This is a genomic window from Brachybacterium sp. sponge, from assembly GCF_001613775.1.
Lineage (GTDB): Bacteria > Actinomycetota > Actinomycetes > Actinomycetales > Dermabacteraceae > Brachybacterium > Brachybacterium conglomeratum.
Genome location: NZ_LRMP01000002.1, coordinates 250,019 through 269,714 on the forward strand (window position 1 = coordinate 250,019; position 19,696 = coordinate 269,714).

Genomic DNA, 19,696 nt, shown 5'->3' on the forward strand with positions numbered 1-19,696 from the left:
CTCACCCCTCGCCCGCGGCGCGCCCCTTCGCCTTGCCGTTCGAGTGAGCGGGCGGGCCCTGCTCCCCAACGTGCCCGGGCTTCCCCGGCTGTCCGGCGTGCGCCGGCGGGCCCGTGCGCTTCCCGTCCTCGCCCGTGCCCTGCTCGGCGACGAACACGGCGACGGTGTGCGCGGGCACGCTCACGGTCCCGGTCTCCGCGTCCCAGCTCGCGCCCTTGACGACCTCGTCGGCGCCGCTGGCCTGCACCTCGTGCAGCTCGTACCCGAGTCCGGCCATGTGCTCGATCTGCTCGGTGAGCGGCTCGTCGGAGGCGTTGAAGACGGTGACCGCGCCGTCGAGCGCCGGGTCGACGTCGGGGCCGACGGTGTCGTCGATCCGCATCACGAGCAGGCCCGGGGTCGCCTCGGGACCGGCGTTCGGGAAGGTGACCTTCTGGCGGATCAGCTCCGCATCGCCGAGGGTGAACAGCGGCGTGGAGGAACGCAGGCGCAGCAGGTCCAGGGTGACCTCGCTGCTGGACGCGATGTCCTCGGGGGCGGGGTTCTTCGCCGGGTCCTCGAGCATCGGCACCATCAGGTCCCAGGCCTCGCCGTTCTTGCCCTCGGGCGGCAGGCCGTTCGCGTACCCGCTGTCCTGCTCGGTCCAGTCGATGGCGTTGAAGTGGTCGCCGGAGTCGTAGCTGTCGCGGTCCAGCGACTTCGAGCGCATCAGGTCGGTGCCGCCGGCCCAGAAGGAGGGCGACTGCCCCAGCGCCACGGTCGCGAGCGAGAGCGTGTTCATCCGCACGCGCACGTCCATCGGGGCGTCCTGCGGCAGCTTCCACACGTTCATGTCGTACAGCGCCTCGTTGTCGTGCGCGTCGACGTAGTTCACGGTCTCCTCGGGCGCCGTCGCATACCCGGCCGGGGCGCCGTTGTAGTCCAGCTGATCGCCGCGCACCACCTCGCCGGTGGAGCCGAGCAGCTCGTAGTCGGCGAGGTTCCCCGCCATCCCGAGCCGGATCAGGTCGGTGCGGTGACGCAGGTCGGTCAGCTGCTCCGCCTCGCCCACCTCGGCGTGGCCGTTGGGCATGGTGGCGAGCCCGTTGCCGAAGCCCTGGGAGGTGCGCTTGTCGGTGTCGAAGGGGCTGCCGCCGTGGACGGCGTCGCGCAGCCGGTCGTTGAAGGTGCCGATCGAGGTGCCGCCCAGCTGCCCCTGCGTGGCCTGGGTGAAGCGGGCGTTGCCGGCGACCTCGCCGAAGTCCCAGCCCTCGCCGTAGAGGTAGATGCCCTTGCCGTCCACGCCGTCGGACTCGAGGGTCAGCTCGTCCAGCGCCTCGCGCACGGCGAGCATGTTCTCGCGGCTGTGATGGCCCATGAGGTCGAAGCGGAAGCCGTCGACGCCGTAGTCCCGCGCCCAGGTCACGGTCGAGTCGACCATCAGCTTCTGCGCCATCGCGTGCTCGGTGGCGATGTTCGAGCAGCAGGTGGAGTTCTCGACGCCGCCGGCGAGGTCCAGGCGCTGGTAGTAGCCGGGGACGATGCGGTCGAGCACCGAGCGCTCGGACTGCCCGTGCGCGGCGGTGTGGTTGTACACCTGGTCGAGCACGACCTGCAGGCCCATGCCGTGCAGCTCGCCCACCATGGCGCGGAACTCGCGGGTGCGCTCGCCGCCGATCTGGTGGCCCTCGGTCGCGTACGAGCCCTCGGGCGCCATGTAGTGCAGCGGGTCGTAGCCCCAGTTGTAGGCGTCCTCGCCCGCGACGGCCGCGACGGCCTCCTGCTGCGCGGGGGAGGCGGGGCCGGCGTCGGCGGGGATGTCCGGGCGCAGCTGTGCGGCGCGGTCCTCCTCGATGGTGGCGATGTCGAAGGTGGGCAGCAGGTGCACGGTGGTCATGCCCGCCTCGGCGAGCTCGGCCAGGCGCGCGGAGCCCGCCGAGTCCGGGTGGCCGACGGCGGCGTAGGAGCCGCGGATCCCCTCGGGCAGCGCCTCGTCGCCGGCGGAGAAGTCCCGCAGGTGCATCTCGTAGATGGTCTGGTCGGCGAACTGCGCGACCTCGGGGGCGGGCGTGTCGGTCCACACCTCGGGCGCCCAGCGCGGGTCGTCCAGGTCCACGAGCACCGAGTGTGTCGAGTTCACGGTCAGGCCCACGGAGTACGGGTCGGTGACGACGTTGGTGACGACCTGGTCGAGGGCGGGCACGTACACCTCGACCGCGAACGTATAGGCCTGGCCGGTCCAGTGCCTCCTGCCCTCGAACGTCCACGCGCCGTCCGCGCCGCGCCGCATCGGGTACGTCCGCACGGGGTCCGACGGGGCGGTCGCCTCGTCCGCCGGGCCGTGCAGCTGCAGGGTGACGGCGCGGGCGGTCGGCGCCCACAGCGCGAGGCTCGGCGCGCCGTCCTCCCAGCTCGCACCGAGCTGCTGCTCCGCGGCGGCCTCGGCGTAGAGCGCGTCGAGCACGCCGGGGATCTGCAGCCCGGTGAGCACCTCGAGTCCGTCCGGGCCGTGCTGGGCGACGACCAGCTGGCCGCGCAGCGCCTTCTCGAGCACTCCGCGCTCGAGCTCGGGCAGGTCGAGGGCGAGGTGGCCGTCCAGGTGCGCGCGGCCGACGAGCTCGTCCTCGGCGAGGCCGCCGTCCCGCAGGGTCAGCTCGCCGAGGCTCCTCCCACCGGTGACCTCGTCGCCGTCGGCGGAGATCCCGCCGCCGGGCGCGGTGAACAGCTCCCAGCGGGTCGCGCCCGCATCGGCCACGAGGTCGGCGGGCCAGGCGATCGTGTCCGTGTCGACGAAGTGGGCCAGCTGCTTGCCGGAGCCCGCGGTCAGCGAATCGGAGGCCTCGATGGTCAGCTGATGGGTGGCCGGGTCGTACTCGAAGGTCACGATGTCTCCGTCCTGGGTCGAGAAGGTGTGATTGGCGCCGTCGGGCACGCCGTCCACGCCGTAGTTCTCCGCCCACGATCCACCATGGGCGACCTTCACCTCGTAGGACCCGCGGGGCAGGTCCTCGGTGGAGAAGGTGTAGATCCCGTCGCCGTCGGCGTCCTGCATCCAGGTGCGCATGCACCCGGGCATCCAGTCCTCGGGGCAGCCGAGCGCGGCGTTCATCGAGCCGGGGAGGGTGAGGAAGGGGCCCTGGGCGCTGTTCTGCACGACGTGCGTGACCGGGTCGTACCAGAAGGTGAGCGGCCCGCCGTCGTGGGTGTAGGTGATGTCGCCGCCGCCGGGCACACCGCCTGCGCCGTAGTTCTCGTCCCAGCTGCCGCCGATGGCGACCTTGAAGGCGTAGTCGCCGGCGGGCAGGTCGAAGGTGCCGGTGTACTTGCCGGAGTCGGCGTCCAGGTCCAGCTGGGCGGAGGTGCAGTCGGGCTGCCAGTCGCCCGCGCAGCCCATCGCCGCATTGTGCGAGCCGGGCAGGGTCACTGTCTGCCCGTCGACCTCGCCGCCGCTGTTCCCGTCCTGGGAGCCGGTCGCGGAGAGGTCCGCGCCCACCACCGCGGTGACGGAGTCCGCCACGCGCGCGCCGCTCGCGTCGGTGGAGACGGCGCGGTACTCGATCAGGGTGCCGACGGGCAGGTCCGCCACGTCGTGGAAGATCCGCGGGGTGTCGTCCTCGGCGGTGCCGAGCGGGGTCCACGCCGTCTCACCGGCCGCCCGCCAGCTGAAGGAGGTCTCGGCCCAGCGGTCCTGGGCCACGGTCGCGGAGATCGGGGCGTGTCCCTCGACCTTTCCGCCGTCGGCCAGATCCAGGGTGATCGCCTGCGCGTCACCGGCCGGGGCGACGGGCTGATCGGCCACCAGGACCGCCGCGCCGAGCGAGGGGACCGTGAGCTCGAGGGTCCCGTCGGCCGCGGCGGTCACCGGGGCGTGGTCGCCGTACAGCGGCGAGTAGCTCGCGCCCGGGGTGAGGGCGGTGAGGGTGACGGTGCGCTCCTCGGGTGCGTTGTTCAGCGCCACCAGGTGCTCGATCTTCTCGTCGCGGTTCACGCGGGAGAAGGCGTAGACGCCGGCGCCGTCCTCGGCGTACAGCTCGATCTGCGCGCCCGTGGACAGCGCAGGCGTCTCGCCGCGCAGTGTGGCGAGCTCGCTGATCAGCGGGTACAGCTGCGTCTCGGTCGAGAAGTGCTCGCCGCTCCCGTACGGGGTGCCGTCGATCAGGGTGTCGTCGAGGTAGGACGGCACCTGGCTGGCGAACATCGACTGACGGGCGTCCTTGTCGTTGCCGTCGCCCACGAAGCCCTGCTCGTCGCCGTAGTAGATGACGGGCTGGCCGCGGGTCAGCAGCATGGTCTCGTGCGCGAAGGCGGCGCGCTCGTCGAGCCGGTCGGAGCTGCTGAGCAGGTTCCCGATGCGGCCCATGTCGTGGTTGCCCAGGAAGGTGGGCAGGTCCGCGGCGGAGGAGTCGGCGGTCGTGTAGTGGTCGTCGGCGGCGAACAGCCCGGCCATGCCCTGCGCGGTGTAGCCCTTGGCCCAGTTGGTCGCGGAGGCCTGGTAGGCGAAGTCGAGCACCGAGTCCATCTCGGTGTCCCGCACGTAGGGGGACAGCAGCGTCGCGTCGGCGTCGTACACCTCGCCGAAGGTGAAGAACTGGTCCCCGGCCGGGGTCGCGGCCTGGTGGTCGACCAGGGCGGAGGTGAAGGTCTGCCAGAACGCGAAGTCGACGTGCTTGACGGTGTCGATACGGAATCCGTCGATCCCGAAGTCCATCCAGGTGGTGTAGATGTCCGTCATCGTCTCGACCACGCGCGGGTCTTCGGTCATCAGGTCGTCGAGGCCGTCGAAGTCGCCGAAGGTGACGGACTCGCCCTCCCACGTCGAGTTGCCGCGGTTGTGGTACATCGTCACGTCGTTGAGCGCCTCGGGGACCATCACTCGGTTCTGCTCCGAGCGGACCGGGGTGTAGGGGAACGAGGTCTCCGCATCGAAGGCCGGGAAGTCCGGGGACTGGGCGAGTGCCGTGACGTCCACCGGGTTCCCGTCCTGGTCGAGGTAGGGGGCGGTGGCCTGGTCGACGTAGCCGTACTCGCCCTCCTCGTAGTCGATGAGGTCCGCGGTGTGGTTGGTGATGATGTCGAAGTACACCTTGATGCCGCGCGAGTGCGCGTCCTCGATCAGCGCCTTGAGCTCCTCGTTGGTGCCCAGATGCGGGTCGATGGTGGTGAAGTCGGTGATCCAGTAGCCGTGGTAGCCGGCGCTCGCGTCCGCGCCCTCGCCCTGCACGGGGTTGTTCGTGAAGGACGGGGTCAGCCAGATGGCGCTCATCCCCAGGTCTTCGATGTAGTCGAGCTGCGAGTGGAGCCCGGCGATGTCCCCGCCCTGGTAGAAGCCCTTGTCGGTGGGGTCGAAGCCGTGGTCGAGGCGGTCTCCCTCGAGGCCGCCGGTGTCATTGCTCGGATCGCCGTTCTCGAAGCGGTCGGTGAGCACGAAATAGAAGGTCTGCCCGCCGCCGGGATGGCGGTAGGGGGCCGCGGCGAGCTCGTCGTCCGCCTCGGTGTACTCCCCGTCCTGCTCGGCCAACTCGACGGACAGCCGCGAGGTTTCCGCATCGAAGCGGAAGGTGATCTCGGCGGGCGCAGCGACGGCCAGCGGGATGTTGTCCTCCCCGCCGTCCAGGCCGTAGGCCTCGTCCCAGCCGCCGCCGATCGCGGCCTTGACCTCGAACTGCCCGGCAGGCACCTCGAAGGTCGACTCCCACTGCCCGGCCGTGTCGGTGGGGGAAAGGGCGGTGGCCTCGCAGGCCGGGTCCCAGTCCTCGCCGCAGCCCAGCTCGTCCTGCAGGGAGCCCGTGAGCACCGGCTGCCCGGGGCCGACGGCGTGCACGAGCGGGGCGGTGCTCAGCATCGTCGCCGTGCCCATCGCCAGTGCTCCGGCGATCGCGAGCAGACGGGTTCTCATCGGGCGGGCGGAGGGCTGGATCGACATGCGGGGACTCCTCTGTCCGGGCAGCAGCGTCGACCGGGGCCGACGGGAGAGGCAGGCGGTGCGGAGCACCCGACCTGCAAGAACTTGCAGTGCATCTGCCGCTCCTGTGCGGCCGACGCGTCGACCACCGTAGGCGGGCCAGGTCGCACGCTCAAGGGAACCCGCAGAACCTGCAAGAACTTTCAGGGCGGTGGGGGCGGTACCGTCGAGGAGTGACCAGCGCACTGACCACGTACCTCGACCGACTCACCGCGGCCCTCGCCTCCGCGCAGACCTCCGATGTCGCCGATGCGCACGGCCCCGGCGACCTGGTGCTCCCCGACCGCGGCATCTCCGGCAGCGCGGAGGAGGATGGCGACATCCCCGAGCTGTCCTTCCTCTCCGGCGCCCGGGAGGATCACCTGGGCGTCGCCGTCTGCACGATCGACGGCGAGATCACCGCCTCGGGCACCGGGCACGCCTTCCCGATGCAGTCCATCTCGAAGGCGTTCGCCTACGGCGCGGCGATCGACCTGCACGGCGCGGAGTATGTCGAATCCCTCGTCGACGAGGAGCCGACGGGGGAGGAGTTCAACGCCCTCAGCCTTGACCCGTACACCAAGAAGCCGAAGAACCCGCTGGTCAACATCGGTGCGATCCGCACCCACGCCATGCTCGGCACCACCCGGGAGGAGCGCACGCAGCGGCTGCGCGCGGTGCTCGACGCCGCGGCGGGCCGCCCGCTCGCCCCGCACGAGGTGACCTGGCGCGAGGAGCTCAAGAGCGCCGACCGCAACTACGCGCTGGCCTACATGCTGCGCGCCGCCGGCTCGATGAGGGAGGACGCGATCGAGGTGGTCGACGGCTACATCGAGGGCTGCTCGGTGCTCACGACCGTCACCGACCTCGCCGTCATGGCCGCGACCCTCGCCTCCGGCGGCACGAACCCGCTCACCGGCCAGGAGGTGTTCTCCCGCGTCGCCGCCCGCCAGGTGCTCTCGGTGATGCTCACCTGCGGCATGTACGACAACGCCGGCGACTGGGTCAGCGACGTGGGCCTGCCGGCGAAGTCCGGGGTGGGCGGCGGGATCATCGCGGGCCTGCCCTCACGCTTCGGGGTCGCGAGCTATGCCCCGCAGCTGGACCTGCACGGCAACTCCGTGCGCGGCACGCTCTTCTTCGAGCGGCTCAGCGCCGACTTCGCCCTCCACATGCTCGATGGCGTCGAGCCGCGCGATCTCGAGGAGTGCGCCCGCGAGCTGATGGACGCGGGGACGCATCCGTGAGCACGATGCGGGAGCACGTTCCCGATCGGTAGACTCGCCGCCATGAGTTCCCCTTCGCGCAACGAGCTGGTCCGTCGCCCCTTCGAGGGCCTGCCCAACGAGCAGGACCTCGTCGCGATGCGCCAGCTGATCCCCGCGGCGACCATGTCGGCGAGGACCACCGAGGAGTACGGCGCGGTCGACGTCGAGCTCGCCACGATCCTGCCGATGGCCTGGCCCGCCGTGCGCCGCACCGACGGCACCGTCACCGTCGGCGTGCAGGCCCCGTTCCCCGGCGGCGACCTCTCCCGCGGGCTCGGCCAGGCGATCCGCCAGGCGGTCGCGCTCGAGCCCGGCAACCCGATCACCTCCGTCACCCTCGAGGACGACTCCCCGCGCCTGCAGGACGTGCTGGACCTCTCCGGCGACTTCGCGATCCGGGTCCAGGACACCTTCGAGTTCTGGCTCGACCCGAGCGCCGAGCGCACCGGCGAGATCGAGCAGGCGATCACCCAGGCGAACGACTCGATCATGCCCACCCGCCCGGTCGAGGGCCTGCCCCACGCCTACTGGGTCGACGCCGGCCCCAAGGAGCACGTGCGCTGGGTGCTGGACGCCGACGAGGACCGCGTCATCGACGCCGTCACCCGCCTCCACGCCCGCCGCGAGTCCGCGCTCTGCGAGGGCGCGAAGTACGTCGGCTCCTTCCGCGCCGAGGGTCTGTCGATCCCCGTCTGGGACCTGCCCAAGGGCGCCGGGGTCGAGGCCGCCGAGGCGGAGGCCGAGTCCTTCCGCGCCCGCTTCGAGGAGGCGCTGACCTCCACCGAGCCGCTCACCGCGATCGAGCGTCGCGCCCGGGGCGGCATCGTCGCCCGTCAGGTGACGCTGCGATGAGCGCCGCGGGGCCGCTGACGGCGCACCGCCCCGAGCGGGTCGCCGTCGTGATCCCCGCCAAGAACGAGGCGGAGCGGATCGAGGCGACCATCGCGTCGGCCCGGGGGATCCCGGGGGTCGACCTGGTGGTCGTCGTCGACGACGGCTCGTCCGACGCCACCTCCGCCGTGGCGATGGGGGCCGACGCCCTGGTGGTGCGGCACAAGACCAACCGCGGCAAGGCCGCGGCGATGGCGACCGGCGCGCAGATGGTCGCGATCCAGGAGGGCGCCGAGCGGGCCGACGGCGGGGCGGACTTCTCCGAGGAGCTGCACGCCGAACCCCGCTCGCCCGGCCACACCGGCCCGCTGCCCGTGATCGACGACCGCGCCTCCGAGCCCCGCGCCCTGCTGTTCCTCGACGCGGACATGGGGGAGAGCGCCGCCGCCGCGCAGCCGCTGGTCGAGGCGGTCCTCGGCGAGGGCGTCGACATGGCGATCGCGCTGCTGCCGCCGCAGTCGGGCGCCGGCGGGATGGGCGTCGTGGTGCGCACCGCCCGCCGAGGCATCCTCCGCGCGACCGGCTGGGAGGCGACGCAGCCGCTGTCCGGCACCCGCTGCATCACCCGCGAGACCTGGGACGCCTGCCAGCCCCTCGCCCCCGGCTGGGGCGTGGAGACCTCGCTGACGATCGACGCGCTGACCGCCGGCTTCTGGGTCAAGGAGGTCCCCGCCGATCTCCACCACCGCGCCACCGGCAACGACCTGCGCGGCCGCCTGCACCGCGCCGCCCAGCTGCGCGACGTGCTGCGCGCGCTCGCCCGCACGCGCCACCTGAGCCCGGAGATCGAGGAGGAGGGGGAGGAGACCGCGGCGGCGGAGACGCCCGCGGCCCTCCCGGCGACGACGTCCGAGAGCCAGGACGCCGCCCCGTCCGAGGCTCCGTCGACAGCCGACACGGAGACGACGCCGACCACGGAGGCCGCCCCCGCGGCGGACGAGGCGACGACGCCGGAGGCGGACCCCGCCCCGTCGGCCGGAACCCCCGCCCCGCTCCCCACCGGCCGTCCCGACCACGACGAGGCGAAGGTCTGGGCCGGCCTCGCGGACCTCGACGAGCCGGACGCCGAGCTGGCCGAGCAGCGACGGCTCACCCTCGCGGACCTCCCCGTCGACGGCGAGTTCTCCGACGACGAGACCCGGGCGCTGGGCGATGTGGACCCGGCCGAGCTCGACGCGCTGCTGCGCGCCCTGAAGGTCGAGGGCGACTTCGCGCCCGACGACATCGTCTATCTCGCCGGCACCGATCTCGAGCAGCTCGCCGAGCGTCTGGACGCCGCGCCCGTCGAGGGCCGCTTCGAGCCGGCGCACGCGGTGATCATCGCCTCCCACCTGCAGGTGGGGGAGCCGGAGATCCCCGCCTCGCTCACCGCGCCGCTCGCGCCGGAGGAGTACACCTCCCTGGTCGTGCACGCCGCGGTCGACGCCGAGAACAGCTGATCAGACGCGCTGCTCCGTCGTCCCGTCGGCCGGGAGCGGGTCCGGCAGCGTCGGCGGCAGCAGCGCGAGCCAGATCCCGAACATCGCGGCGATCAGCACCGGCCCGGTGTCGTTGACGGCGTAGCCCACCCACGCCCCGACCACGAGCGCGATCCGCACCCGGTGCGCGACGGGGTGGGCCGCATCGAGCGCGGCGAGCCGCCGCCACCGCAGCCGGCGCGGCATGAGGATCGCGATCGAGGCGAGCACCGCGAGCACCAGCACCAGCGCGAGCGCCCAGTACCCGGTCGCCATCTGGATGTTCTGGGCCAGCTTGCGCACGATCACGGAGAGCAGCTCGCCGCTGAGCAGCTCGTCGATGAAGCGCCCCAGGTGGGTGCGGTCCTCGGGCGGGCGCAGCCAGTCCAGGAAGGACACCGACAGCACCGCCGCCGCCCCGCCGACGCCGAGGGTGAGCACGTGCCACACCCGCAGCCGGATCCCGGAGACGAGCAGCGCGAGCAGCCCGAACGCCGGGACCGTGGCGAGGCCCGAGCCGAAGTCCGCACCCATCGACGGCGCGACGCACACAGCGGCCACCGCGAGGCCGACGCCGACGGTCCACAGCACCCGCGCCCGGGGTGTCCGCACCGCCGTGAACAGGCACAGCAGCGCCATCATCGCCGCGGCCAGCACCATCCCGAAGAGGTGGTTGGACAGCCCGTAGAAGCGCCCGCCGGAGATCGGCTGCGCCCCGAGCGGAGAGGAGAGCTGCAGCCGCGAGCCGAACGCGGACTCGGCCAGGATGATCCCCGCGACCAGCGCCGCGGAGACGCCGACGGGGCCGAATCGGCTGCGGCGCCAGGGCCCGGCGAGCACGAGCACGGACAGCAGCGCGCACCCGCCCCAGACCACGCCCGCGAGGGCGAGCGTCGGACTGTCGGCCCGCCACCACGGCACCAGCGAGGCGCACAGCCCCACCGGCAGGGCGAGCGGCGCGACCGCCGCGAGCGCCCGGCCGACGGCGGCGAGGCGTTGGCGTCGGGCGAGCTCCGGGACCAGCACGATCACGAGGCCGATCACGCCGAGGGCGAGCCAGGACCCGAGCGCGGGGACGGTCGCGGCATCCACCAGCCGGGCCGCCTCGGAGCGGTCCCAGGCGAGCTGCTGCGCCTCCTCGCTGTCGGTGCCGCGGAAGGGCTGGCCGGGGATCAGCCCGTCGGCGCTCGCGTCGTGGGAGGAGAGCACGGTCGCGACCACGTCGGTGATCATCACGACGCCGGTCTGCTTGGTGGCGCCGGAGGTCAGGGCCTGGCCGGGCAGGGCGGTGTCCATCGCGACCTGCAGGCCGACGGTGCGGGAGGCGACCGCGCCGGTGCGCTCGACCTCTTCGGGATGCTCGGGGTCGGTCGCGGCGACGGAGACCAGCAGGGTGCGCTGCAGGTCCGCGGCCTCGCAGCCGCCGAGGTCCTCGAGCGCCGCGGCGACGGCGCCGTCGAGCTCCGTGAGCGCCTGCTCGCGCGAGAGGTCGTCGTGGTCGGGGACCGACGGGGTGATCAGCTCGACCACGTCCCCGTCCTGGAGCGCGCCGGCGACAGCGGCGGGGTCGTCGGTCTCGGTCACCTCGCCCGGCAGCTGCTCCCACTGGTCGGTCGGCGGGGTGGGGATGCCGCTGGTGCGCGGCGCCTCCTCGGCCAGGCCCCGGTAGCCGGTGTGCAGCGTCTCCAGCCCCTGCCGCTTCGTGGAGACGACGGTGGTGGAGGTGGTGTTCATGGCGCCCACGCCGGAGCGGTCCGCGAGGCACTGCAGCGTCGGCGTGCTCTCCGCGTCGATGTCCTCCCAGGTCAGCCCCGCGGTCGCGATGACCAGGCGCACGGGTGCGTCGGCCTCCGCGCCGCCGTCGGCCCGTGCGGAGGCGCCCGGCAGCAGCGCGAGCGCGGCGAGGAGCGCGAGCAGCAGCACCCGGAGGGCGCGGGGCACGGGCAGGGAGGCGGAGCGGGCGGGGGAGGCGGGCACGCCCCGATGCTACGGGGCGCTCCTCGACACCGGCCGTGACGTGCACGAGGCCTCCACGTCCTCCGCCTATCGTGTCCTCATGCCCTCACCCCAGCCCCCGTACGAGCAGGTCCGTCGCGAGATCCTCGAGCAGGTGCGCGGCGGCGAGCTGCGTCCCGGCGACCGGCTCCCCGCCATCCGGGCGCATGCCGCGGACCTCGGCCTCGCCGCGGGCACCGTCGCCCGCGCCTACAAGATGCTCGAGGAGGCGCAGATCATCGTCACCCGCCGCGGCGCGGGCACGACGATCGCGCCCGGCGCCGTGGAGAACGCCCGACGGGAGGCCGAGACCGCCGAGCGCGAGGACGGCGGCCCCGTCGATCCGGCGCTGCTCTCCCTGTTCGCCGGCCCCGTCGCCGAGGCCCGCACCCGCGGCGCCCGCGACGTCGAGATCCTCGCGACCGTGCGGGCGGTGCTCGCGGGGGAGAGCGCGGGCGCGCAGTGAGGCGGCCCAGGAGTCGGTCGTCGAGCCGCGCGGCGTGAGGATCCGCCTCGAGCGCCTGGGCCCGCGCCATGCCGAGGAGATCCTCACCGGCCAGGACGAGGCGCTGGCCAGGGAGATCGTCGGCCGCCCCTGGGACCGGGAGCGCCTCGAGGAGTTCTTCGCCCGCTGCGCGCGCTGGCGCGAGGACGGCCCGGTCGTCGAGCTCGCGGCACTCGAGGTTGGCAGCGGCCGGCTGCTCGGCGGGGGAGGGCTGAACCGGCTCGCCCCGGGAGTCGAACCGGGCCAGGTGGCGCTGACCTACTGGCTGCTCGCAGAGGCCCGGGGCTGCGGCATGGGGGCGCCGCTCGCGGCCGCACTGGCCGACCGGGCGCGGGATCTGCCTGCACGGCGCGGGACGACGACGACCGAGGCCGTGCTCCTGATCGCCCCGGACAACACCGCCTCGCAGTCAGTGGCCCGCACTCTCGGCGCCCGGCCGACGGGAGAGCTCGTCCCGCACCCCGCTGGCGGCCCGCGTCGGGCTGAGCGATGGGTGTTGGACCTGCGGGCGTAGGCACGAACGCAGCTCGGCGCCACGCCGCCCGTTCGCGCCGACGGCCCCGCGGCGTGCCGTGCCCCGTTCGCGGGGACGACTCCTCGGCGGGCGGACCCCGTCGCGACGCTCCGCCTCCGCTCGACTCCTGACGCCCCGCGACCGTTCCTCCACAACGCCTCCGAATCCACATCTTCCGACGGCCCGTGGCGCCTGGCCGCTTCGAATGTCAGGGTGGGTCCGTAGGGTGATGACCAGCTGGAACACCCAGCACAGCGGCATCGACGACGAGTCCACGAGGAGGTGGGGGCGATGACCACGACGGACCCTAGGCCCGTGCCGTCTCCCGCCACTGCACGGTCCTCACGCAGCTCGTCGGACGGACCGTCGTCCGGACCCTCGGCCTCCCGCGCTCCCGCCTCGCGCGGCCCTGTGCCGCGCACCGCGACGGCCCCTCCCCGTGCCCGCGTGCGGGCACGTGCCCGGCTCACCGAGGACTCCCTCCTGCGCCGCGGCGGCGTCGAGCCCGGCGCCGACGCTCGCACCATCGCGCGCCTGCTCGAGGAGGAGCGAGAGGACTCCCGGCGCCACGCGCGCCGGCTCGCCGACCTCGCCCCCTTCTGGATCGACCACGAGGACCCCGACCTCGACGACGACCGCGAGGAGCGCAGCCTCGCCGTCGCGATCGCGACCCGCACCACCACCGCGATCGCGTCCTACCGGATCGCGGACGCGCACACCGCCGTCACCGAGATGCCCGCGACCTTCGAACGGCTCGCCGCCGGGGACATGCCCGTCGAATGGCACACGCGCATGCTGAAGGCCGTCCGCGACCTCACCGCCGTCCAGCGCGCCCAGGTCGACGAGATCATCGCCTCCTGGGATCTTGCCTCCGTGCCAGCGGACCGCTTCCGCGACGAGCTGCGCCAGCTGCGCTCCTGGTTCGACCGCGAGATGAGCGCCCCGCAGCCCGAGTCGCTGCGCGACGTGTCCCTCGAGAACTCCCTGCACGACGACGGCACCGCCTGTCTGCGCATCACCGGCCCGATCCCCGAGATCCTCGACCTCGCCCGGCGCCTCGACCGCTCCGCGAAGACCGTCCAGGCGCGTCAGCGCCGCGCTCTCGAGCGGGGCGAGCCGATCCCCTTCGACCTCGACGGGGACGTGGCCCGCGACGGGAAGGCCATGAGCCAGGCGGCGCTGCGCTATGCGATCCTCCTGCGCACCGAGCTCGATACCGGCGGGGTCGAGATCCCTGCGCCGCGGCACCGCGTGAACATCGTCGTCCCCGTCCTCACCCTGATGGGCCTCAGCGACACCCCGGCCCTGTACGACGGGATCCACCCGCTGCCCGCGCAGATGGCCCGCGACCTCGCTGCCGCCGAGCCTGTCTGGCACCGCGTCTTCGCCGACCCCGCGGACGGCGGATTCCTCCCGCTGCCCGCCGAGCGCTACCGCCCCTCCGCCGAGCAGGTGGAGCATCTGCGGCTTCTGCACCCGCGCTGCGCCGCCCCCTGCTGCACGCACACCACCACCGACGACGCCGAGAACGACCACATCGAGGAGTTCGACCACGCCGGTCCCGCCCGCGGCGGACCGACCAGCCTCCACAACCTCCACCGCCTCGACTGGAGGCACCACGATCTGAAGACCGCCGGGCGCATCGATCCCGTGCGGGAGCCCGACGGCGCCACCACCTGGACGGTCGGCTCCCCGGCTCTGATCACCACCCGCGTCGCACCCCGTGGTGACCTCGCCGCGCCCCACCACGCGAAGGCGCTCATGGAGTCGTGGGAGGAGTTCTGCTGGCACCGGGACCTCGACCAGATGCAGGCGATCGGCGAGATCGACCGGATCCTGCAGGAGTGGGGACCGGCGGACCCTCTGCACGACCCACCGCCCGACCCCGAGGACGAGAGAGGCGAGTACTGGGAGCAGGGTCCGCCGTTCTGACCCCGTACGATCATCCGATGCCTGTGGACATCGAGCTCGTGCTCCCGACCCTCGCCCTGCGCGACGAGGTCTCGGACTGCCTCGCCGACTTCGCCGGGACGGCCGTGGACGGATCCGGCATCACCGACCCCTCCCGCACGCCGCGGACCGACGACGAGCTCAGCGAGTTCGTCGCCCGGCGCCTGGCGGAGGAGGACCCCTCCACGGAGCTCGCCGACGGCTGGGTCCACTGCACGAGCCGTTGGATTCGAGAGACCGCGACCGGCGAGGTGCTCGGCTTCCTCGCCGTCCGCCACCAGCTCACGCCCTTCCTCCTCGAGGTGGGAGGGCATATCGGCTACTCCGTCCGCCCCGGTGCTCGCCGCCGGGGCGTGGCCACCGCGGCCCTCGCGCAGGGTCTGGAGATCGCGGCCGGGCTCGGCATCGACCCCGTGCTGATCACCTGCGACACCGACAACACCGCCTCCCGCCGCACCATCGAGGGCGCAGGCGGCACCCTCGAGGACATCCGCGACGGGAAGCGCCGCTACTGGATCGGCGAGGGCGAGCGGCCAGTGCAGCGCTGACACGGACCGCGGCCCGTTCGAGGCACCCGAGTACCCTTCCCCCATGCGGTACGGATTCCTCGGTCCCGAGACGACCTTCACCCACCAGGCACTCCTCCAGGCGCTCACGGAGATCCCCGAGGAGTTCCGGGCCACGGAGCCCGAGCTGGTGCCCTTCGCGTCGGTCGCCACCGCCACCACCGACCTGATTGCCGGAGACATCGACGCGCTCATGGCCCCGATCGAGAACTCCGTCGAGGGCGGCGTCTCCGGGACCCTCGACGTGCTCGCCGCGACCGACTCCATCACGATCGTCGCCGAGCAGACCGTGCAGATCACCTTCGTGCTCGCCGCCCGCGAGCAGACCGCGCTCGAGCAGCTGACCACCGTCTCCTCCCACCCGCACGCCCAGGCGCAGGTGCAGGGCTGGCTGCGCAGCAACGTGCCCGACGCGAACATCGCCGCCGCCTCCTCGACCGCCGCCGCGGCCCGCGACCTCGCGAGCATGAGCGAGGACGGGGCCTGGGGCCGCGCCGCGGTCTGCTCGCCGCTGGCGGCGGAGCACTTCGGCCTCACCGTCCTCGCCGACGGGATCGAGGACCATGCCGGCGCGATCACCCGCTTCGTGCTCGTCACCCGAGAAGGCCGGATCCCCGCCCGCACCGGCTCCGACAAGACCACGGTCGTGATCCAGCTGCCGCACAACCGCTCCGGCGCCCTGCTCGAGGCGCTCGAGATCCTCGGCTCCAACGGCGTGAACATGTCCCGGATCGAGTCCCGGCCCGTCGGCGACTTCCTGGGCCGGTACTCCTTCTCCCTCGACCTCGAGGGACACATCGAGGACCGGCGGGTCTCCGCGGCGCTGCGCTCCCTGCACCGCCTCTGCCCGGTGGTGCACTACCTCGGCTCCTACCCGCGGGTCGACGGCGAGCAGCCCGAGGTGCGCGAGGACTTCGCCGACGGCGCCTACGACGAGGCGCACGACTGGCTCGAGCGCCTCACCGGCATGATCACCCCCGCCGATCCGACCACGGAGATCTGAGATGGCCCCGAAGGCACCCGTCACCGTCACCGGCACCGCCCAGGTGCGCGCGATCGACGAGCGGCTGATCCTGCCGCTGCCCGAGGAGGCGAGCGCGCAGCTGCCCTCCCGCGGGCAGGTCGCCGTGCACGCCTCCCTCGACGGACACGAGCGCGACCTGGTCGTCGAGCCCGACGGGCGCAAGGGGCACTGGCTCGACCTCGCCGCGGAGCTCGTCGATACTCTCGAGGCGAGCGAGGGCAGCACCGTCGAGTTCACCCTCACCACCACGAAGGACTGGCCCGAGCCGGAGGTCCCCGCCGACCTCGCCACCGCGCTCGAGGACGCCGATGACCTCGCCGAGACGTGGCCGTCGCTCACTCCGATGGCGCGCTGGGAGTGGGTGCGCTGGGTCGGCTCGACCCGCAGCGAGAGCACCCGCGCGAAGAGGGTCGACGTCTCCATCGACAAGCTCCGCAACGGCTCGCGCCGCCCCTGCTGCTTCGACCTCTCCTCCTGCACCGACCCGGAGCTCGCCCGCAGCGGCAAGCTGCGGGAGTGAGCGGAACGGTGGCAGTGCTGCAGCGCCGCAGTTCGCGACGTGATCTCGCGGCCGTCGCCGTCTTCTCGGGGGTCGGCCTGGTCCTCGGCGGCTGCGGGCTCCTGCCTGGGCGCCGACGGGAGATCGAGGTGGCTGCGAGCAGCGGTCTCACCGATGCCGTCATCGCGGTCGGCGAGGACCACGAGCCGCGTGACGTCGCCACGGCCATCGGCGACGAGTTCGACTGGGACCGCTTCACCGTCTACACGATCGGCACGCCCGCGACGACGATCAACGAGGAGTCGGGGGTGGTCGTCGAGACCGGCGAGCGCTACTCCACGCAGGAGGTCCTGTACGTCTTCCACCAGGACGGCGAGGCGGTGCGCGGAGTGCCCCTGCCCTTCGAGAACCTGGCGCACGGAGCGGCGACCTGGTGGGGCCCGCGCACGCAGCTCGTCTGGGACGAGGAGCGGGGAACCCGGCTCGAGGATCCCGACGCCTGAACCGCCGGCTCCCGCACCCCGTCGGCCTCGCTCAGTGCTTCGAGGGCTCCGTGCTCTCCGGGACGCGCAGCCGCAGCACGCCTGGATCGACGGTCGCGATCAGGTGCGTCGCCTCGACGTCGGTGTCCCCGTCGAGCTGGACAGGCTGCGCCTTCGCCGTGGTCACGCGGATGCCGGTGGTCAGGTAGCGCTCCATCGTGGAGAGCTTCGGCCCCACCTTCGGCACCAGCTTCGGGTTGATCACCTGGGTGGCGACCTGGCTGAAGCCCGCCGCGCCGCGCCATCCGGCGACGACCACCTCGAGGCGTCCGTTGTCGATCGTCGCATCCGGCATCAGCACGAAGCCGCCGGGCAGCTTGCCGACGTTGCCCAGCAGCACGGTGCGGGCCTTGTGGGCGTGGCGGGTGCGGTCGGGCAGCTCGACGACGACGTCGACCGAGCGGCCGAGGATCGTGCGGACCCCGCCGAAGACGTAGGCGACCCAGCCGATGCGCTTCTTCATCCGCGGGTCGGTGTAGCCGATCATCTCGGCGTCGGCGCCGAAGCCAGCGATCACCAGGAAGATCTGCTTCGGCGCGGACTGCGCCGCCGCGGGGGAGTCCCCGTAGCGCAGCCAGCCGACGTCGACCTGGTGGTCCTTGCCGGTCAGCGCCGCGACCATCGCCGCGGCCGGGTCCTCCAGGGGAACGTCGACGTTGCGGGCCAGGAGGTTGCCGGTGCCGGAGGGGATGATGCCCATGCGGGTGTCGGTGCCGGCGAGGACGGAGGCGACCATCCGCACGGTCCCGTCGCCGCCCGCGGCCATGACGAGATCCGCGCCGTCGGCGACCGCCCGCTCCGTCTGCCCGCGCCCCGGGTCGTCGATCGTGGTCTCGTAGAACTCGACCTCCGCGCCCTCGACCCGCTCGACGACCTCGGAGATCCGTCGGCGGAAGTCGTCGGTGCCCTCGAACTTCGAGGGGTTCAGGACCACGGCGATGCGGCGCAGGCGGTCGGCGGCCTCCGCGTCCTCGCCGTCGTCCGGATTCTCGTGCGCCTCCGCCCGGGTTGCGCTCTCGGACTTCAGCGCGGAGAGCTCGCGGCGGTGCCGGCCGAGGCGTCGCAGCACCACGACCAGCAGGACGACGGCGATGATCGTGGTGACCACCGAGGCGATGCTCAGCAGCAGCAGGGTCAGATCCATGTGCTCACAGTAGCGGCGCGGCCCCGCCGCGATCGGCCCGCGCACGCAGGTACCCTGGAGCAATGATCGATCTGCGGCTCCTGCGAGACAATCCCGACGTCGTCCGAGCGGCCCAGCGGGCCCGGAGGCGCGACGCCTCCACCGTCGATGCGGTGCTCGAGGCCGACTCCCGCTGGCGCGAGGCGACCTCCGCCTTCGAGTCGGCGCGCGCCGAGCAGAAGGCCTTCGGCAAGAAGGTCTCGCAGGCCACGGGCGAGGAGAAGCAGGCGCTGCTGGCCGAGGTCAAGCAGCTCGCCGCCGACGTGAAGCGGCTCGAGGCCGAGTCCGGCGAAGCGCTCGCCGTCCGCGACGCGGCCCTGCGCGAGATCCCGAACCTCGCCGAGGGCGCCCCCGAGGGCCTCGAGGAGGACTTCGTCCTCCGAGAGACCGTCGGCGAGACCCCGAGCTTCGACTTCGAGATCAAGGACCACCTCGAGATCGCCGAGGGCCTGCAGGCGATCGACATGGCCCGCGGCGCGAAGGTCTCCGGCGCCCGCTTCTACTTCCTGCGCGGCGTGGGAGCGCAGCTCGAGCTCGCGATCCTGAACTCCGCGATCGACCAGGCCACGAAGGCCGGGTTCACCCCGATGATCACCCCCACCCTGGTGCTGCCCGAGGCGATGGAGGGCACCGGCTTCCTCGGCGAGCACGCCGACGAGGTGTACCACCTCGACAAGGGCGACGACCTCTACCTCGTCGGAACCTCCGAGGTGGCGCTGGCGAGCTACCACAAGGACGAGATCCTCGACCTCTCCGACGGTCCGATCCGCTACGCCGGCTGGAGCGCCTGCTACCGCCGCGAGGCCGGCAGCTACGGCAAGGACACCCGCGGCATCATCCGCGTGCACCAGTTCCACAAGGTCGAGATGTTCTCCTACTGCCGCATCGAGGACTCCTACGAGGAGCACGAGCGGCTGCTGGACTGGGAGCGGGAGATGATGGCGCGGATCGACGTGCCCTACCGCATCATCGACACCGCCGCCGGCGACCTCGGCACCTCCGCCGCCCGCAAGTACGACTGCGAGGCGTGGATGCCCAGCCAGAACACCTACCGCGAGCTGACCTCCACCTCGAACACCACCCAGTTCCAGGCGCGCCGGCTGAACATCCGCGAGCGCACCGAGGACGGCCTGCGCCCCGTCGCCACCCTCAACGGCACGCTCGGCACGACCCGCTTCATCGCCGCGATCCTCGAGAACCACCAGCAGGCCGACGGCTCCGTCGTCGTGCCGGAGGGTCTGCGGCCCTATCTCGGCGGGCGCGAGGTCTTCGAGGTCGTGGGCGGCGCTGCCTGAGATGCCCTTCCCCCGTCCCCTCCAGCGACTGCGCGCGGTTCTTCGTCACCGTCGGTTCACCCGTTCGTCGGCGGCCGATGGCACACT

Annotated in this window: 14 protein-coding genes; 11 read left to right on the top strand and 3 right to left on the bottom strand. The window is 72.8% G+C overall.

Annotated elements, in window-relative coordinates; translation table 11 throughout:
* Position 1: 1 nt before the first annotated feature.
* On the bottom strand, positions 2–5,902 hold the full coding sequence (gene pulA / locus A4A78_RS09180; RefSeq protein ID WP_062948549.1) for a pullulanase-type alpha-1,6-glucosidase: 5,901 nt from the start codon (positions 5,900–5,902) through the stop codon (positions 2–4).
* 212 nt (positions 5,903–6,114) lie between these two features.
* Between pulA and glsA the strand changes: the two genes are divergently transcribed.
* The 3 genes from glsA to A4A78_RS09195 are packed head-to-tail and all read left to right on the top strand — an operon-like array spanning position 6,115 to position 9,518.
* Positions 6,115–7,167, top strand: coding sequence for a glutaminase A (gene glsA, locus A4A78_RS09185; RefSeq protein WP_062948551.1), 1,053 nt, complete (start codon positions 6,115–6,117; stop codon positions 7,165–7,167).
* A 42-nt stretch (positions 7,168–7,209) separates the two neighbouring features.
* Positions 7,210–8,040, top strand: a complete 831-nt coding sequence (locus tag A4A78_RS09190; RefSeq protein ID WP_062948553.1) for a DUF5926 family protein — start codon at positions 7,210–7,212, stop codon at positions 8,038–8,040.
* Complete coding sequence (locus tag A4A78_RS09195) at positions 8,037–9,518, top strand: glycosyltransferase (protein ID WP_062948555.1); 1,482 nt, start codon at positions 8,037–8,039, stop codon at positions 9,516–9,518. Before A4A78_RS09190 ends, A4A78_RS09195 begins: the two co-directional genes overlap by 4 nt.
* On the opposite strand, the gene A4A78_RS09200 is transcribed toward A4A78_RS09195, so the two are convergent.
* Positions 9,519–11,513: a hypothetical protein gene (locus A4A78_RS09200; RefSeq protein WP_062948557.1), complete on the bottom strand. Its 1,995-nt coding sequence runs from the start codon at positions 11,511–11,513 to the stop codon at positions 9,519–9,521. It abuts the gene before it with no gap.
* Between the two features lie 79 nt (positions 11,514–11,592).
* Here A4A78_RS09200 and A4A78_RS09205 point away from each other — a divergent pair, with 79 nt between their 5' ends.
* The 7 genes from A4A78_RS09205 to A4A78_RS09235 all read left to right on the top strand — a co-directional run bounded on the left by A4A78_RS09205 (position 11,593) and on the right by A4A78_RS09235 (position 17,092).
* Entirely contained in the window at positions 11,593–11,997 is a 405-nt protein-coding gene (locus A4A78_RS09205; protein WP_062948559.1) for a GntR family transcriptional regulator, read from the top strand.
* A 34-nt stretch (positions 11,998–12,031) separates the two neighbouring features.
* Positions 12,032–12,550 carry a GNAT family N-acetyltransferase gene (locus A4A78_RS09210; RefSeq protein ID WP_062948561.1) on the top strand — a complete coding sequence of 173 codons (519 nt, stop codon included), beginning with the start codon at positions 12,032–12,034 and terminating at the stop codon, positions 12,548–12,550.
* A 447-nt stretch (positions 12,551–12,997) separates the two neighbouring features.
* Positions 12,998–14,482, top strand: a complete 1,485-nt coding sequence (locus tag A4A78_RS09215; protein WP_231881007.1) for a DUF222 domain-containing protein — start codon at positions 12,998–13,000, stop codon at positions 14,480–14,482.
* A gap of 17 nt (positions 14,483–14,499) precedes the next feature.
* The gene (locus tag A4A78_RS09220; protein WP_082835276.1) at positions 14,500–15,048 is read left to right on the top strand and encodes a GNAT family N-acetyltransferase; all 549 of its coding nucleotides are present in this window, start codon (positions 14,500–14,502) and stop codon (positions 15,046–15,048) included.
* A gap of 43 nt (positions 15,049–15,091) precedes the next feature.
* Entirely contained in the window at positions 15,092–16,069 is a 978-nt protein-coding gene (gene pheA / locus A4A78_RS09225) for a prephenate dehydratase (protein WP_062948565.1), read from the top strand.
* 1 nt (position 16,070) lies between these two features.
* Complete coding sequence (locus A4A78_RS09230; protein ID WP_062948567.1) at positions 16,071–16,610, top strand: YdeI/OmpD-associated family protein; 540 nt, start codon at positions 16,071–16,073, stop codon at positions 16,608–16,610.
* 8 nt (positions 16,611–16,618) lie between these two features.
* Positions 16,619–17,092, top strand: coding sequence for a hypothetical protein (locus tag A4A78_RS09235; RefSeq protein WP_197466659.1), 474 nt, complete (start codon positions 16,619–16,621; stop codon positions 17,090–17,092).
* A gap of 31 nt (positions 17,093–17,123) precedes the next feature.
* On the opposite strand, the gene A4A78_RS09240 is transcribed toward A4A78_RS09235, so the two are convergent.
* Positions 17,124–18,275, bottom strand: a complete 1,152-nt coding sequence (locus A4A78_RS09240; protein ID WP_062949794.1) for a diacylglycerol kinase family protein — start codon at positions 18,273–18,275, stop codon at positions 17,124–17,126.
* Positions 18,276–18,337: 62 nt separating this feature from the next.
* Here A4A78_RS09240 and serS point away from each other — a divergent pair, with 62 nt between their 5' ends.
* The gene (gene serS / locus A4A78_RS09245) at positions 18,338–19,609 is read left to right on the top strand and encodes a serine--tRNA ligase (protein WP_062948571.1); all 1,272 of its coding nucleotides are present in this window, start codon (positions 18,338–18,340) and stop codon (positions 19,607–19,609) included.
* Positions 19,610–19,696: the final 87 nt, after the last annotated feature.

Coding starts and splice junctions, on each gene's coding strand:
- pulA (WP_062948549.1), bottom strand. CDS start 5,902: ATGTCGATCCAGCCCTCCGCCCGCCCGATGAGAACCCGTCTGCTCGCG.
- A4A78_RS09190 (WP_062948553.1), top strand. CDS start 7,210: ATGAGTTCCCCTTCGCGCAACGAGCTGGTCCGTCGCCCCTTCGAGGGC.
- A4A78_RS09195 (WP_062948555.1), top strand. CDS start 8,037: ATGAGCGCCGCGGGGCCGCTGACGGCGCACCGCCCCGAGCGGGTCGCC.
- A4A78_RS09205 (WP_062948559.1), top strand. CDS start 11,593: ATGCCCTCACCCCAGCCCCCGTACGAGCAGGTCCGTCGCGAGATCCTC.
- A4A78_RS09220 (WP_082835276.1), top strand. CDS start 14,500: ATGCCTGTGGACATCGAGCTCGTGCTCCCGACCCTCGCCCTGCGCGAC.
- pheA (WP_062948565.1), top strand. CDS start 15,092: ATGCGGTACGGATTCCTCGGTCCCGAGACGACCTTCACCCACCAGGCA.
- A4A78_RS09230 (WP_062948567.1), top strand. CDS start 16,071: ATGGCCCCGAAGGCACCCGTCACCGTCACCGGCACCGCCCAGGTGCGC.
- A4A78_RS09240 (WP_062949794.1), bottom strand. CDS start 18,275: ATGGATCTGACCCTGCTGCTGCTGAGCATCGCCTCGGTGGTCACCACG.
- serS (WP_062948571.1), top strand. CDS start 18,338: ATGATCGATCTGCGGCTCCTGCGAGACAATCCCGACGTCGTCCGAGCG.